The organism is Bacillus sp. FSL K6-3149 (assembly GCF_038630515.1).
Classification (GTDB): Bacteria; Bacillota; Bacilli; order Bacillales; family Bacillaceae; genus Bacillus; species Bacillus pumilus.
On sequence record NZ_CP152034.1, the window covers coordinates 1,184,549 to 1,199,132 of the forward strand.

Annotated in this window: 14 protein-coding genes and 1 riboswitch; of the genes, 11 read left to right on the forward strand and 3 right to left on the reverse strand. The window is 42.2% G+C overall.

Annotation, left to right across the window (positions count from 1 at the left end; translation table 11 throughout):
• Nucleotides 1–18: 18 nt before the first annotated feature.
• A riboswitch (purine riboswitch) is annotated at nt 19–118 on the forward strand.
• A 76-nt stretch (nt 119–194) separates the two neighbouring features.
• Nucleotides 195–1,367 (forward strand): MFS transporter, encoded by a 1,173-nt coding sequence (locus MHB83_RS06275; protein WP_003217034.1) that lies wholly within the window; start codon nt 195–197, stop codon nt 1,365–1,367.
• 239 nt (nt 1,368–1,606) lie between these two features.
• Here MHB83_RS06275 and MHB83_RS06280 read toward each other — a convergent pair whose 3' ends face one another.
• The gene (locus tag MHB83_RS06280) at nt 1,607–2,374 is read right to left on the reverse strand and encodes a GNAT family N-acetyltransferase (protein WP_310025822.1); all 768 of its coding nucleotides are present in this window, start codon (nt 2,372–2,374) and stop codon (nt 1,607–1,609) included.
• A gap of 215 nt (nt 2,375–2,589) precedes the next feature.
• Here MHB83_RS06280 and MHB83_RS06285 point away from each other — a divergent pair, with 215 nt between their 5' ends.
• The 5 genes from MHB83_RS06285 to MHB83_RS06305 all read left to right on the forward strand — a co-directional run bounded on the left by MHB83_RS06285 (nt 2,590) and on the right by MHB83_RS06305 (nt 5,218).
• Nucleotides 2,590–3,048 carry a MarR family transcriptional regulator gene (locus MHB83_RS06285; RefSeq protein WP_050943378.1) on the forward strand — a complete coding sequence of 153 codons (459 nt, stop codon included), beginning with the start codon at nt 2,590–2,592 and terminating at the stop codon, nt 3,046–3,048.
• A gap of 111 nt (nt 3,049–3,159) precedes the next feature.
• A complete protein-coding gene (locus MHB83_RS06290) occupies nt 3,160–3,405 on the forward strand; it encodes a hypothetical protein (RefSeq protein ID WP_113768627.1) in 246 nt (81 codons plus the stop codon).
• Nucleotides 3,402–3,863: a DUF523 domain-containing protein gene (locus tag MHB83_RS06295; protein ID WP_342496725.1), complete on the forward strand. Its 462-nt coding sequence runs from the start codon at nt 3,402–3,404 to the stop codon at nt 3,861–3,863. The genes MHB83_RS06290 and MHB83_RS06295 overlap by 4 nt, the downstream gene beginning before the upstream one ends.
• A 29-nt stretch (nt 3,864–3,892) precedes the next feature.
• The gene (locus MHB83_RS06300; RefSeq protein ID WP_342496726.1) at nt 3,893–4,309 is read left to right on the forward strand and encodes a DUF5301 domain-containing protein; all 417 of its coding nucleotides are present in this window, start codon (nt 3,893–3,895) and stop codon (nt 4,307–4,309) included.
• 81 nt (nt 4,310–4,390) lie between these two features.
• A complete protein-coding gene (locus MHB83_RS06305) occupies nt 4,391–5,218 on the forward strand; it encodes an aldo/keto reductase (RefSeq protein WP_342496727.1) in 828 nt (275 codons plus the stop codon).
• A gap of 48 nt (nt 5,219–5,266) precedes the next feature.
• Here MHB83_RS06305 and MHB83_RS06310 read toward each other — a convergent pair whose 3' ends face one another.
• The gene (locus tag MHB83_RS06310; protein ID WP_342496835.1) at nt 5,267–6,340 is read right to left on the reverse strand and encodes an iron-containing alcohol dehydrogenase family protein; all 1,074 of its coding nucleotides are present in this window, start codon (nt 6,338–6,340) and stop codon (nt 5,267–5,269) included.
• A 189-nt stretch (nt 6,341–6,529) separates the two neighbouring features.
• Between MHB83_RS06310 and MHB83_RS06315 the strand changes: the two genes are divergently transcribed.
• Nucleotides 6,530–7,498, forward strand: a complete 969-nt coding sequence (locus MHB83_RS06315; RefSeq protein ID WP_342496728.1) for a rhodanese-related sulfurtransferase — start codon at nt 6,530–6,532, stop codon at nt 7,496–7,498.
• A gap of 343 nt (nt 7,499–7,841) precedes the next feature.
• The gene (locus MHB83_RS06320) at nt 7,842–9,461 is read left to right on the forward strand and encodes an APC family permease (RefSeq protein ID WP_137055178.1); all 1,620 of its coding nucleotides are present in this window, start codon (nt 7,842–7,844) and stop codon (nt 9,459–9,461) included.
• Between the two features lie 34 nt (nt 9,462–9,495).
• On the opposite strand, the gene MHB83_RS06325 is transcribed toward MHB83_RS06320, so the two are convergent.
• Nucleotides 9,496–9,696, reverse strand: coding sequence for a hypothetical protein (locus tag MHB83_RS06325; protein WP_050943366.1), 201 nt, complete (start codon nt 9,694–9,696; stop codon nt 9,496–9,498).
• Between the two features lie 185 nt (nt 9,697–9,881).
• Here MHB83_RS06325 and MHB83_RS06330 point away from each other — a divergent pair, with 185 nt between their 5' ends.
• The 3 genes from MHB83_RS06330 to MHB83_RS06340 all read left to right on the forward strand — a co-directional run bounded on the left by MHB83_RS06330 (nt 9,882) and on the right by MHB83_RS06340 (nt 14,254).
• A complete protein-coding gene (locus MHB83_RS06330; protein WP_003217030.1) occupies nt 9,882–10,718 on the forward strand; it encodes a PRD domain-containing protein in 837 nt (278 codons plus the stop codon).
• 235 nt (nt 10,719–10,953) lie between these two features.
• The gene (locus MHB83_RS06335) at nt 10,954–12,813 is read left to right on the forward strand and encodes a beta-glucoside-specific PTS transporter subunit IIABC (RefSeq protein ID WP_342496729.1); all 1,860 of its coding nucleotides are present in this window, start codon (nt 10,954–10,956) and stop codon (nt 12,811–12,813) included.
• 19 nt (nt 12,814–12,832) lie between these two features.
• A complete protein-coding gene (locus tag MHB83_RS06340) occupies nt 12,833–14,254 on the forward strand; it encodes a glycoside hydrolase family 1 protein (RefSeq protein WP_212046260.1) in 1,422 nt (473 codons plus the stop codon).
• Nucleotides 14,255–14,584 lie beyond the last annotated feature (330 nt).

The following is a 14,584-nucleotide window of genomic DNA, read 5'->3' on the forward strand; positions in this document are numbered from 1 at the left end:
TGTAAGCATATGCTACTATATTTGAAGAAAAAATAGACTTGTATAACCTCAATAATATGGTTTGAGGGTTTCTACCAGGATCCGATAAATCCTGATTACAAAAGTGTGCTTTCCTTTTTTGTAATCAGGGTTTTTTGTTTGTCTTCACCCTGTATCAAAAGTGAAAGCGATGATATAGAGAAGGGATGTTAGACATGAACTGGAGAGTATATTTATTAGCCGTTTCTACTTTTGCGGTTGGATTAGTTGAGCTTGTGGTCGGAGGCATTTTGCCAAGCCTTGCAGAGGATTTGAATGTATCGCTTGCGACAGCTGGGCAGCTTATCACCGTATTTGCCATTGTGTATGCCATTTCAGCACCTGTGCTGCTGACTGCCACAGCTAAAATTGAACGAAAGCGTCTTTATTTAATCGCGTTATTGGTGTTTACAATAGGGAATGTATTCACATATTTTAGTTCGACCTTTGCTCTTGTCATGATCTCTAGGGTATTGATCGCAATGAGTACAGCGCTAGTGGTGGTGTTGTCATTGACGATCACTGCTAAGTTGGTGGAGCCAGCGCATCGTGCGAAGGCATTAGGTCTGATTTTTATTGGGATTAGTTCTTCACTTGTTCTCGGTGTACCGATCGGTATTTTTATTACAGAGAGCTTTGGCTGGAGAGTGATGTTTTTAGGAATCAGTATTTTATCAGCGATATCGATGGTGCTAATTTATTTCCTATTAGAGAAAATGCCTGTTGAAAAAGTGACACCTCTTAGAGAGCAAATTCGTGCTTTAGGGCATCCGAAAATTTTTAGTGCACACTTGATCAGTTTGTTTATGCTTGCAGGTCATTATATGCTTTATTCTTATTTCACTCCGTTTCTAATGGAAGTTCTGCATATGACCCCGTTCTGGATTAGTATTTGTTATTTGGTCTTCGGGCTTGCATCTATTGGCGGGAATGGGTTAGGCGGTTGGCTTAGTGACAAGCTGGGTTCAGGGAAAGCCATTTTGCTGGTGACAATTGCGTTTGCGGTTGTGTTGTTTATCATTCCTTATACAGCGGGTGTGTTTGTCCTCTTTATGATCATGGTTGTCCTATGGGGAGCTCTTAGCTGGGCATTAACGCCTGCCTTGCAGAGCTATTTGATTCAAACAGATCCTGTGACGTCTGATATTCAGCAAAGCTTAAATACATCGGCCTTGCAAATTGGTATCTCAATTGGATCAGCGGTTGGCGGTGTCCTATTTACGATGACCGGTTCATCTGTTGATCTGGCGAAGTTCGGTGCAGTGTTTGTACTGATTGCCTTTAGCTGTGCGGTGATTTCGTTGAAGAGACCACCACTTTATATGGATCGTCAGCATCGTGCTGAATAGCTGCCTAATGATAGGCAGCTTCAGCGTGTAGACAAACCCTCGCATTCGTTGTCAGTCCTGCGTGCTGGTGCTCACGAATGTCAAATTCGCTCCGCGCCAGTACTCGTCCTTCCTAGACTTCAAAGGTTTTCTATCACGCTGAAAAGAAGACAAAGGGCTAAAATAAAAATCATTTTAGCCCTTTGTCAACAATCTGTAGCTGCCTATGATAGGCAGCTTTTTTTATGTTCTATTTTACTCTATTCAAAAACAACCATTTCGCCAATTGGTTGAAAGCCGGCACGTTGGTAAATATTTTTGCCGTCCGCCGATGCTTGTAACAGGACGCGCTTCTGTTTGTTGTCTGTCTGGGTCAGAAGGTAATGAAACATGTCACTGCCAAGTCCCTTTCCGCGGTGATCTGCCCTTGTGATGACATCATAAATACCGTAGCTATCGGTTGCTTCGAGTAATAAGCCTGTTGTGACCGGTTTGTGGTCTGCATATCCGACGAACATGCGAGCGCGTGATTGTATAGCTTCAAGCGAAAAACGCTGGAAATAGTTCTCTAAGGCGATAGCCTCCGGTGACTCTTTGAATAGCTCGATAAAGATATTTTTGTAATCAAGCAGTGTCTGGTCATCAAGTACTTCTTTGATTGTAAGTGGTGAAGATGTAGCTGGGTCAATGCCTTCTGTCTGTTCAAGCATCATGATGGTATTGCGTTCAACCTCTTCAAGCTGATATTCCTTTAGTAAATCAGTCCAATCAGGATGAAGCAAGCGGTGATCCACCCATGTGCTAAATAATAGTTTCTGTGACTGCAAGTATTCGATGGTTGCTTTCACTTTTTGCGGATCTTTAATTTGCGCTGATGTCGGTAATAGCAAATTGAATGTGTCTGTCGATATGTGAGTATTGGATAGTACGAAATCGTCCGTTGCGAGGAAGGTTCCGTCCACAGCTGAAGAAAACAGGTGGATCTTTTCTTCTAATTGGCGAATGGCGATGTGTTGTTCGGTTTTCATTAGCTCACCTTTTTCATCAAAAATTGGATGTCATCCCTATGAATTATAGCAAATAAAAGAAAGAGGAGCTGTGACATCATAGATCATCTAGTAGAAAAGTACATATACCATTTTCAGGTCTGATGGCCTATTATTTTTATCACACTGACATTTCTTTTGACTCCTATCTTAATTATTAGTACCATTTTATTAACCAGTTAAGAGTGGAGGTTCAGATGGAGACTAAAGAGCAGATTGTATTAAAAGCGATTCAAGATCTGATTATTCATAGAGAAAAGAGAAGGAATGATCCAACAGATCCACTGATTACCACGACTGATACACTCAAGCAAGATTGGACACTCACACAGCTTCACATTTTATCGATGATTCAAGCCAATCCAAACGAATCAAATAATACATTTCTTTCTCAACAACTGAAACTATCAAAGCCCGCTATTACAAAGGCTGTGAAAAAACTAATTGATAAAGGCATGGTGGGCTATTGCCACCGGCAAGGGGATAAAAAATCTGTCTACTATTCATTGACAGAGAAAGGCACGCAATTGGCGGCACTGCATGATGAATTACATGAGAAAGCTGTCGCGTCCTACTTAGAATTTCTCCAGCAGTTTCATGAAGATGAATTACAAGTGATTGAGCGCTTTTTGAAGGCATGGAAAGAAAAAATATAGATTAAAAAAACCGAAACCATCGTAGAAAATGAGATGATTTCGGTTTTTTATATGGTAAAATTAACATATATTGACGTTATTCGTGATCATGTTAAAAGGGAGGGAGCTTCTTTGGGGAAAGAAATGATGGAAAATTTTAAAAAGTCCGCAACCATCATGCCGTTCGTGGGATTGTTTGTCAGCTTGCTATTATTTGTTTACTTTTTTGGTATCACAGGAGTTGAAGGGTCGATTTGGGCTGCTGCTTTGTATTGTGCTCTGCCCTTTTTAGGGTACACGATCTTCTATCTGCCTGTATGTATTTATTTTAAAGTCAGTAAAAAACGTTCAATCCATAAAAATGAGGAACAGACGTGATTGTGGTCAGCGCTTGTCTTGCTGGGTTGAAGGTCCGGTATAATGGTAGCCATCGATTAGATCAGCGAATCGAAGAGCTTGTGCAGGAAGGAAAGGCTGTGACAGTTTGTCCTGAACTGCTTGGCGGCTTTTCTACGCCAAGACCTCCGGCAGAAATCATTGGCGGAGATGGACATGATGTATTACGAGGGCAGGCTTCTGTTGTCGATGTTCATGGAACTGATGTCACAGAGATGTATGTAAAAGGTGCGAAAGCGACACTGGAACAGGTTCAGTCACTGAAAGCAACAGCGGTTGTGCTAAAAGAGTACAGCCCTTCTTGCGGGAGCCGGATGATTTACCAGGGAGAGTTTAACGGTAAGACAAAAGCGGGAGATGGTGTGACGTCCGCTTTGCTAAAACAGCACGGGATTCAAGTGTTCTCTGAGGAGGATGATTGGACTTCGGTGTTTCAATAGGCGTGGCGTGAATAGAAGGAGGAGTTAGGTTGAAAAAGTGGATCATTGGTGTAGTTGTCGTTATTTTAATCGGAATGGGTATTTATTTTATGATCAATGCCAAAACATACTCTTTTGATGATGTGGTCTCGATTGATCGAAACAAAGTGACATCCATACAAATTGAGCATGATAATGAACGTGCTGTTTTGAAGAAAAAAGAAGACATTCAAAAGCTGTTGAAGGAACTTTCAGATGTGAAATTAAAGAAAATGAACGAAGCTAAAAAAGCTTCAAAAGAATCTTATTGGATCAGAGTGTACGAGAATGAACAGGAAACTTATGGTCTGACTTTTTATGACCAAAGCTTTTTAGAGACATATGATTTTTCTAAAAAGAAAGATCAAACAAGCGAATACCAAATCGTTGACGCCAATCAAGTCGATATAGGACAATATATCAAATAACACAAGCGAAAATTCATGCATGATCAATAGAAAATTCGGGTATAGTGCTTGGTAAGCAAAAATGAAGCGGAGGTTTGTTTGATGAGTGGATTAACAGATACAGTCACATTAGCAAACGGAGTAAAAATGCCGAAGCTAGGCTTCGGTGTATGGCAAGTAAAAGATGGGGATGAGGCTGTAAATGCAGTCACAGACGCTCTTGAAGCGGGCTACAGCAGCATCGATACAGCAGCAGCCTATCAAAATGAAGAAGGGGTAGGCAAAGCCATTCAGCAATCAGGCATCTCTCGCGATGATCTGTTTATTACGACAAAGGTGTGGAATCGTGATCAAGGCTATGAATCAACACTTGAAGCCTTTGAAACAAGTATGAACAAGCTAGGGCTAGATGTATTAGACCTTTATTTAATTCATTGGCCAGTTGAAGGCAAATATAAAGAAACTTGGAAAGCACTAGAGAAGCTGTATAAGGATGGACGCGTTCGAGCCATCGGTGTGTGTAACTTCCATCAGCACCATCTAGATGATCTATTAGAAGAAGCAGAAGTTGTGCCAATGGTCAATCAAATCGAGCTGCATCCAAAGCTGACGCAGGAGCCTTTACGAGACTACTGCAAGGAGAAAGGGATTCATGTAGAAGCGTGGTCACCATTAGGCAGCGGGAAGCTGCTGAACCATCCTGTTCTTCAGGATATTGCGAAAAAACATGACAAATCCGTGGCTCAAGTCATTCTTCGCTGGGACTTGCAGCATGGCATTATCACCATTCCAAAATCTGTGACGAAGAGCCGAATCATCGAAAACACACAAGTCTTCGATTTCGAGCTGTCCGCACATGAGATGGGTGTCATCGATCAGCTTAATGAAGATGAGCGCACAGGTCCAGATCCAGATAACTTTGATTTTTAATCGAAAGAAAAGCACAGGTGGCATGCCTGTGCTTTTTATTGAACGATTTTACGAGGCTGATACGGTTTCAATGACTTGAATGGCGTCGACCATTTGCTCTTTGGAATAGTCTCCAATCAAGCAAAAAGTTTCATCTATACGTGCAGCATGGCTTGCCACTGTTTTTGCGGCTTCTTCTAGCTGAGCTGTGATGCCAAGCTCACGCATATTTCTAGGTAATCCGAGTGTTTCATAAAGCTCAAGTAATTCTTCTACTTCGCCCATTCGATTTTCTGTAGCAAGCTGAACAAGAATGCCGTATGCCACTTTTTGACCATGTAACATATGGTGCGTTTCCTCAATAAACGTCAATCCGTTATGGATGGCGTGGGCTCCTGCCATTCTTCCGTAGCGTCCTCCGTAGCCGCCGACCGTGCCAGCTAATGTAATAATGGTATCCGTTACATCTGCAAATGATTGCGAAAGTTGACCCGTTTGCAAACTGTGGACAGCTTCTTCGCTATGGGAAACAAGAATATCCCTCACGTATACCGCCTGTTTTAGTGCTGCATGCACCATGAGCGGCAAGGAATCCTTTGCATTTCGAATAATGGCTTCCGCTTCATACCATTTGGCCAGCGTATCTCCAATCCCACTTTGAAGGTAGGAAAGAGGAGAAGAGAGCAAAAATGTATGATCAATGAGCGTGAGGTAGCTGGACCGTTTATGGTAATCGACTCTCATGAAATTCCCCTTGTCATCATAAATGACGCTAAGCGGTGTAGATGCAGCACATGTCCCCGGGATGGTTGGAACCATGATCACTTCAATTTGAAGAGCCTCTGCTACTGACTTGGCGGTGTCTAAAATCGTGCCGCCTCCGATCCCAATGATCACATCTGCCCCGTGCAGTTCTTCTGCAATTCGGGTAATTGCATTGGGTGAACTGTATCCTTTGTGCTGGACAACAGGCCAATGAGACGGAAGCTTTGTGTACTGTGAAAAAGCATGAAATGAATCATATCCCGTCACGACAGCGGGTGACCGGAAGGATGGAGAAACAAGTGAATCGAGTTCATGATAAATGCCTTTTTGAGAAATAAATTGGTTTGGACCGCTTCTGACGATATCTTCTGGCTGTATCATTGCGTTCTGCTCCTTTACAACATCATATTTGATAAATCATCTCATTTTACAGAAAGTTCTGTCAAATATGAGAATAAAGACCCTTCCGTTTTATGGAATTGAGCCGCTGTCATTGCCTTTAGGTATGTATTTCCTGTATGATAAAGAACGGTATGTTTTGATTAAATTTAAGAGGTGTTTATATATATGGAAAAACAATATCGTGTCTTACTTTACTATCAATATGTCCCCATCGAGGACCCAGAGACGTTTACAGCAGAGCATCTAGCATTCTGTAAGGAGCTTGGTTTGTTAGGTCGTATCCTTATCTCAGCAGAAGGCATAAACGGAACGGTTTCTGGTACCATTGAGCAAACGGACAAGTACATGCAAGCATTAAAGGAAGATCCGCGCTTTGCGTCTATGCCGATCAAAATTGACGAAGCAGACGGTCATGCTTTTAAAAAAATGCACGTCCGCCATCGAAATGAACTAGTGAATCTGAGCCTTGAAGATGATGTGAACCCGTTAGAATTAACAGGTAAGCATCTTAGCCCGGTTGAATTTTACGAGCAAATGCAATCACCTGATACCGTTGTGATAGATGCACGTAATGATTACGAGTTTGATGTCGGCCACTTTAGAGGGGCAGTTCGTCCTGATATTGAGACATTCCGCGAATTACCGGAGTGGATTCGTGACAATAAAGAGATTCTTGAAGGGAAAAAAATCCTGACGTATTGCACAGGCGGCGTACGCTGTGAGAAATTCTCAGGCTGGTTAAAGCGTGAAGGCTTTGAAGATGTCTCTCAGCTTGACGGCGGAATAGTCTCGTATGGAAAAGATCCAGAAGTTCAAGGGAAGCTTTGGGATGGTCAATGCTATGTGTTTGATACTCGCTTAACAGTGCCTGTGAATCAAACAGAGCATGTGGTTGTCGGAAAAGATTTCTTCACTGGTGAGCCTTGCGAGCGTTATGTGAACTGTGCAAATCCTGCATGTAACCGCAAAATGATTGCAACAGAAGAAAGCGAGCATAAATATATGCGCAGCTGCAGCCATGAATGTCGTACAAGTGAACGTAACCTTTATGTGAAACAGCACAATCTGTCTGAAGAAGAAGTGCAAGAAAGACTAGCTGTGATTGAACAAGAACAAGCGATCTCACAAGGATAGAGGGAACCCCCCTTTATCCTTTTTTTTATTCATGATAGGGCTCAGAAGGAAGAGGGATTCATTTCCTCTTTCTTTTTTGTTTTGTTTTTTTCAAAATAAGGGTAAAGGTAGTTATTCAGTCTAATAGATTGAATCATTGAAAAAGCGCTTTCTTAAGAAATAAGCATGTTCGACTATTTCAGAAAATGGAGAATTGAGAGATAATAAAACAGGCGAAAAAATGAACAAGGGTAAAGATTTAGTTGAAGAAATATTTGTTAATTGAATGAAAAGTGAGCTGCAATGAAAGAAAGGTGCTTACTTAGGCACATGCTTTGTAATTTAATCGAAAGGTGTTATGAACATGAATCATTTACATCGTAGAATGGGAACTTTCGCTTTAATGATGGTAGGTCTTGGCTCAATCATTGGTTCAGGTTGGCTATTCGGTGCTTGGCGTGCCGCTCAAATTGCCGGCCCTGCTGCTATTTTATCCTGGTTGATTGGGATGGTCGTGATTTTATTTATCGCTTTGTCTTATAGTGAACTCGGATCAATGTTTCCAGAGGCAGGCGGAATGGTGAAATATACGCAATATTCACACGGCTCTTTTATCGGGTTTATTGCCGCTTGGGCAAACTGGATCGCCATTGTCTCCGTCATTCCGGTTGAGGCGGTGGCTTCTGTCCAGTATATGAGCTCATGGCCTTGGGAATGGGCAAAGTGGACAACCCATTTGGTCACAAAAGGGGTGTTGACGACAGAAGGGCTCATGGTCGCCAGTGTGCTTCTTGTGATTTACTTTCTGCTCAATTATTGGACCGTTGGGTTATTTTCAAAAGCGAATACATTCATTACCGTGTTTAAAATTGTCATTCCAGGATTAACAATTGGTGCGCTCTTATTCGTAGGTTTTCATAGTGAGAATTTTACTTCTGGAACAAGTATTGCTCCTAACGGCTGGGCGAGTGTGCTGACAGCTGTTGCGACATCAGGAATTGTGTTTGCCTTCAATGGCTTCCAAAGCCCGATTAATATGGCGGGTGAGGCGAAAAATCCAGGCAGATCCATTCCGATTGCTATTGTTGGATCTATTTTGATTGCGACTGTGATTTATGTGCTTTTACAAATCGCCTTTATCGGTGCTGTCGATCCGTCCATGATTGTGAATGGATGGGGTCATTTGAATTTTAATTCGCCATTTGCCGACCTTGCCATTGCGCTTGGGATTAACTGGCTGGTTCTGATTTTATATGCAGATGCGTTTGTATCACCTTCTGGTACAGGGATTACGTATACGGCGACGACATCCCGTATGATTTATGGAATGGAAAAAAACAAATACATGCCAAGTGTACTTGGTCGTCTGCACCCTATTTATGGCGTGCCTCGTCCAGCGATGTTTTTTAACTTAGCCGTATCGTTTATCTTTCTGTTTTTATTTAGAGGCTGGGGTGTACTTGCGGAAATCATTTCTGTTGCGACACTTATTTCTTATCTGACAGGCCCAGTAACTGTCATGACACTGAGAAAGACAGGGACAGATTTATATCGTCCGCTGCGAATAAAAGGACTCAGCATCATTGCTCCTCTCGGCTTTGTCTTTGCGTCATTGACGCTGTATTGGGCGAGATGGCCGTTAACAGGTCAGGTGCTGTTCATTATTCTCATCGGTCTTCCGATCTATTTTTACTATCAAGCAAAAGCGAAATGGAAAGGCTTCAGCCGCAACTTCAAGGCGGGTGCTTGGATGGTCGTGTACTTGCTTGTGATGATGACGATTTCCTGTCTGGGCAGTGACAAATTCGGCGGCTATAACGTCATTCATTATGGCTGGGACATGGCTCTTATTACAGTGGTTGCTCTGCTATTTTATATGTGGGCACTCAAAAGTGGATTTGAAACAGAATTTCTAGAGGATGCGAAAAAAATCAATGATGAGCTGCGTACTTCTTCGCAAGAAGCCGCATCATCCAAAGAATAAAGGAACGGCTGCCTGAATATCATGGGCAGCCGTTTTATTTTGATAAATGATGCATCACGTGCTGCCTCAGCCAAGTGGTGACACCGCGCAAAACGGCTGCTGTGACAAATGAGATGAGCACATACTTCCAAAGCAGATTCATACCTTGTCCACTAAGCAAAAACACGATTCCTAGAAAGACGAGTGTGAATAGAAGCACGAATAAAAATGATGCAGACCAGAAAAAAGCCTTCACTGAAGGTCACCTCCTTGGAGTATTGTATGCAGGCAATTGAAGGATCAGACCAGCTATGACGGGGTAGAATTATGGTGAAATCTATTGCAAAAGTCAGATAAAAACACCAAGTGATTTGACAGTTGTGTTAAGATGAGAGCATATTTTGAGTGAAGATTGTGGTTCATAGACGGAGGTGTTTGGGGTTGCAGATACAAAAAGTTCTAAACAATAATGTCATTAGTGTGATAGATGAACAAGGAAAAGAAATCGTCGTCATGGGAAGAGGTATCGCCTTCCAGCGGCGGCCCGGGGATCCGGTAGACGAATCGTTAATCGATAAAGTTTTCCGCCTAGAGGATCATTCCGTTCATGAGCGAATGAAAATGCTGCTTCTGGAGGTTCCGTATGATGTGGTCAAGGTAACCGAAGAAATGATTCAATATGCACATACAAAGCTGAACCGAAGATTAAACGAAAGTCTGCATGTATCGCTCGCAGACCATATTCATTACGCCATCGAACGACTGAAGAAAAATCATCTCATTGAAAATTCGCTCATTTGGGAGATTAAACGCTTATACAAAGATGAATTTCTTGTGGCAAAGGACTGTCTTGAGATGATTAGAGAGCGTCTTCATATTGAACTGCCTGAGGATGAAGCAGGCTTTATTGCCATGCATATCATTAATGCAGAGCTCAATGAGGACATGAATACAACGGTCAATATTACAAAAGAAGTAAACGCCATCCTCACCATTGTGAAATATCATCTCAATATGGAATTTGATGAAGACTCACTCAACTTTTATCGTTTTCTCACACATTTACGCTTTTTCGTCCAGCGTCTGATAAACGAAACAATGCTTGTCAGCGAAGATCAGGATTTGTATCAGCTGATCAAGGTAAAATATCCGAAGGCATACGAATGTGCAAAGAAAATCGCAGAATACGTCTATCAAACCTATCACCGAGATCTCACATCAGAGGAGATGCTGTATCTATCCATTCATTTGAATCGATTGATCAAACGAGAAAAATAAAGGTAGTTTTCAAAAGAAAGCGTTGACATGAGAAAAGCTGAGTGGTACTATTTGCTCATAAACATAAAAGAATACGGTTTCACAATGATCGTCTTAGAGGATTGTGACTGTTCGGCAGGCAAAACCTAAACGTTCACTGAAAAAGCGCAATAGCAAGTTGCGACTATTTTTGGTGCCCGTTTAGGTTTTTATTTTGCCCAAAAACGTATTTTTTTGAAAAAAAGGGGGTTTTTGTATGAGTTATCGTCAATTAGCAGAAGACATTATCAAACACATTGGCACAGAGAAAAACGTTCATTCACTGGTCCATTGCGCTACAAGACTTCGCTTCACATTAAATGACCGATCAAAAGCAGACAAAGCAGCCATTGAAAAATTAAATGGCGTTGTGACCGTTATGGAAAGCGGCGGCCAATTTCAAGTAGTCATTGGAAATACTGTACCAGAGGTTTATCGAGAGATTGGGGAGTTTACAAATCTATTAGAGGATTCCACTTCTTCATCTGAAAAATCAGGTGGAGAGAGCACGAGCCTTTTCGGAAAATTTGTCGACATTGTCTCTGGTATTTTTACACCACTTCTCGGTGTCATGGCAGGTGCTGGTATTTTAAAAGGTCTATTAGGTATCTGTATCAATGCAAAATGGTTATCACCTGAAGATACGTCGTATCAAATTTTATTTGCTGCGTCGGACAGCTTGTTCTACTTCCTGCCATTACTGCTCGCATTCACTTCGGCGAGGAAGTTTAAAGCAAATCCATTTGTCGCTGTGACGATTGCTGGTGCACTCATTTACCCAACCATTCAAGAATTGTCAAAAGGCGGCGGAGATGTGACCTTCTTCGGTATTCCAGTCGTCTTAATGTCTTATACATCAACGGTTATTCCAATCATTTTGGCAGTGTTTGTCATGGGATATATCGAACGTTTCTTTAACAAAGTCATTCATGAAAGTGTCAAAAACTTTATTACTCCACTGATTTTACTTGTCACGGTTGTTCCGCTGACACTCATTGTATTCGGACCATTTGGTGTGTATGCAGGGAACGGCATTGCCGCTGTCTTGCTGAAAGTATTCTCCTTTAGTCCTACACTTGCAGGTGCTTTAATTGCGATGGCATGGCAGGTTCTTGTGATCTTCGGTATCCACTGGGGTCTAGTGCCAGTCATTTTAAATAATATTGCCGTCCACGGAAAAGATCATATCAAGCCGGCGACTGCGCCAGCTGTATTTTCACAAGCCGGTGCTTCCATCGGTGTTATGCTGAAAACAAAGAATAAAAAGCTGAAATCATTGGCTGGATCGACAGCGGTTTCTGCCGTGTTTGGGATCACAGAGCCAGCTGTATACGGGGTCACGCTTCGTTTGAAAAAACCATTTATTGCAGCCGTTATCTCTGCTGGAGTCGGCGGTGCGATCATTGGTTATTCACAAAGTATTGCGATTGCGTCAGGGCTTCCAAGTTTACTGACACTTCCGATTTTCTACGGACAAGGGTTTACAGGGTTCATCATCGGAATCTCGGTCTCATTTGTTCTATCCATCGTCTTGACTTATTTGATTGGATTTAAGGATCCAGTAGATGAAGATGAAACCCCAGCACCGGTTGCCGCACCAACAATGGAAAACGAACATGGGGTCAAAGCAGCTCATGTGAAAAGTCCTTTAAAGGGTGAGGTAATCAAGCTGGAGGAAGTACATGATAAGGCATTCTCATCTGGTGCACTAGGAAAGGGCGCAGCCATCATTCCATCAGAAGGCAAGCTGTTTGCACCAGTATCAGGAGTCGTGACAACGGTGTTCCCAACAGGTCATGCGTACGGTCTTACTTCTGAAAGCGGAGCAGAAGTGCTCATTCACATTGGACTGGATACCGTACAATTAGGCGGTCAGCATTTTACCCCGAAGGTCGTACAGGGGCAAACCATCACTGAGGGCGAATTGCTTGCGGAGTTTGATATTGAAGCCATCCAAGCTTCCGGCCTGTCCGTCACAACACCAGTGATTATTACCAATTCAGGTGAGTTTAGCGATATCATAGAAACAGAAGAAAAACAAATCACACCAGGACAATCATTTTTACATCTCGTTTAATCAAGAGGAGGAAGAAACTATGAGATATTCAACACTAGCACCATTTCCAAAGGACTTTTTCTGGGGCGGATCTACATCCGCCTATCAAGTAGAAGGTGCGTGGAACGAGGATGGCAAAGGGCCATCTGTCATTGATATGAGAGCAAGTTACCCTGAAGGAACAACAGATTTTAAAGTCGCAAGCGATCACTATCACCGCTATAAAGAGGATGTGAAGATGTTTGCAGAAATGGGTTTGAAGGCTTATCGTTTCTCTATTGCATGGACACGGATCATTCCAAATGGAGATGGGGAGATCAATCAAAAGGGGATTGAATTCTATCATTCTCTCATCGATGAATTGCGCCGCTATGATATTGAACCAATCGTGACGATGTATCATTTTGATCTGCCTCATGCACTTCAAGTAAAAGGCGGTTGGTCAAATCGTGCGACAGTAGATGCGTTTGAACGGTATGCAGAGGTTCTATTTCAGGAGTATGGTGAGAAGGTAAACTATTGGCTGACCATTAATGAACAAAACATGATGATCTTACATGGATCAGCGCTCGGTACACTTGATCCAAATTTAGAAAATCCGAAAAAAGAACTGTATCAGCAGAACCATCATATGCTCGTCGCTCAGGCGAAAGCCATGACGCTTTGTCATCAAATGTTGCCTGAAGCGAAAATTGGACCAGCGCCAAACATTGCGCTCATTTATCCGGCATCTCCAAAGCCTGAGGATGTGCTTGCTGCGGCGAATTACAATGCGATCCGCAACTGGCTGTATCTTGATATGGCAGTCTTCGGCCGTTATAACAACCTTGCTTGGGCGTATATGAAAGAAAAAGACATTCTTCCTGTGATTGAAGAGGGAGATATGGATATTTTGAAAAGTGCGAAGCCGGACTTCATTGCCTTTAACTACTACACATCTCAAACGGTTGAAGCGAGTAAAGGAGATGGCAAGGATGAATTTGCGCGCGGCGGAGACCAGCATTTGAAATCTGGTGAAGATGGCGTATACAAAGGCGGCAACAACCCGTTCCTAAGTAAAAATGCGTTTGGCTGGGAGATTGACCCTGTCGGCTTCCGATCAACGATGCGTGAGATTTACGACCGTTATCAGCTGCCTCTTATTATCACGGAAAACGGATTGGGTGCTTTCGACAAGTTAGAAGAAGATGGATCGATTCAAGATGATTATCGAATTGATTATTTAGAAAAACATATCGAACAAATCAAATGGGCGATCACAGACGGCGTCGAGGTCTTCGGATACTGCCCGTGGTCTGCAATCGATTTAATCAGCACACACCAAGGATGCTCCAAGCGCTACGGATTCATCTACGTGAACCGCGATGAATTTGACCTAAAAGACCTGAAGAGAATTCGTAAAAAGAGCTCTTACTGGTATGAAACATTAATTCAGCAAAATGGAGAGAAGATCGGGGAGTAACAAATAAAAAAGCCAATCACCTTATGCGGGTGGTTGGCTTTTTTTCGTTCACTCTATTGGCAAGATTATATTGTTCGAATTGTTTTAAAAAGATAGCCTGATTTTAACAGCCTAATAAACTACTTTCTTTTATAATCCAAAGAAATTTTGCTGTTTCGAATGCTACATCAGGTGGAAGGCCTGCCTGTATAAAAATTGCGCTACTTTGTAAAAACCTGATTTAGCTTTCTTTGCATATTTCTTGTCTATTACTTTCAATAAAGGGTTTTTCTAAATATGTGCCTGACTTGTGAAGAGCCTGAACAGCAAGTTTTTTTGCTATTGTAGTGA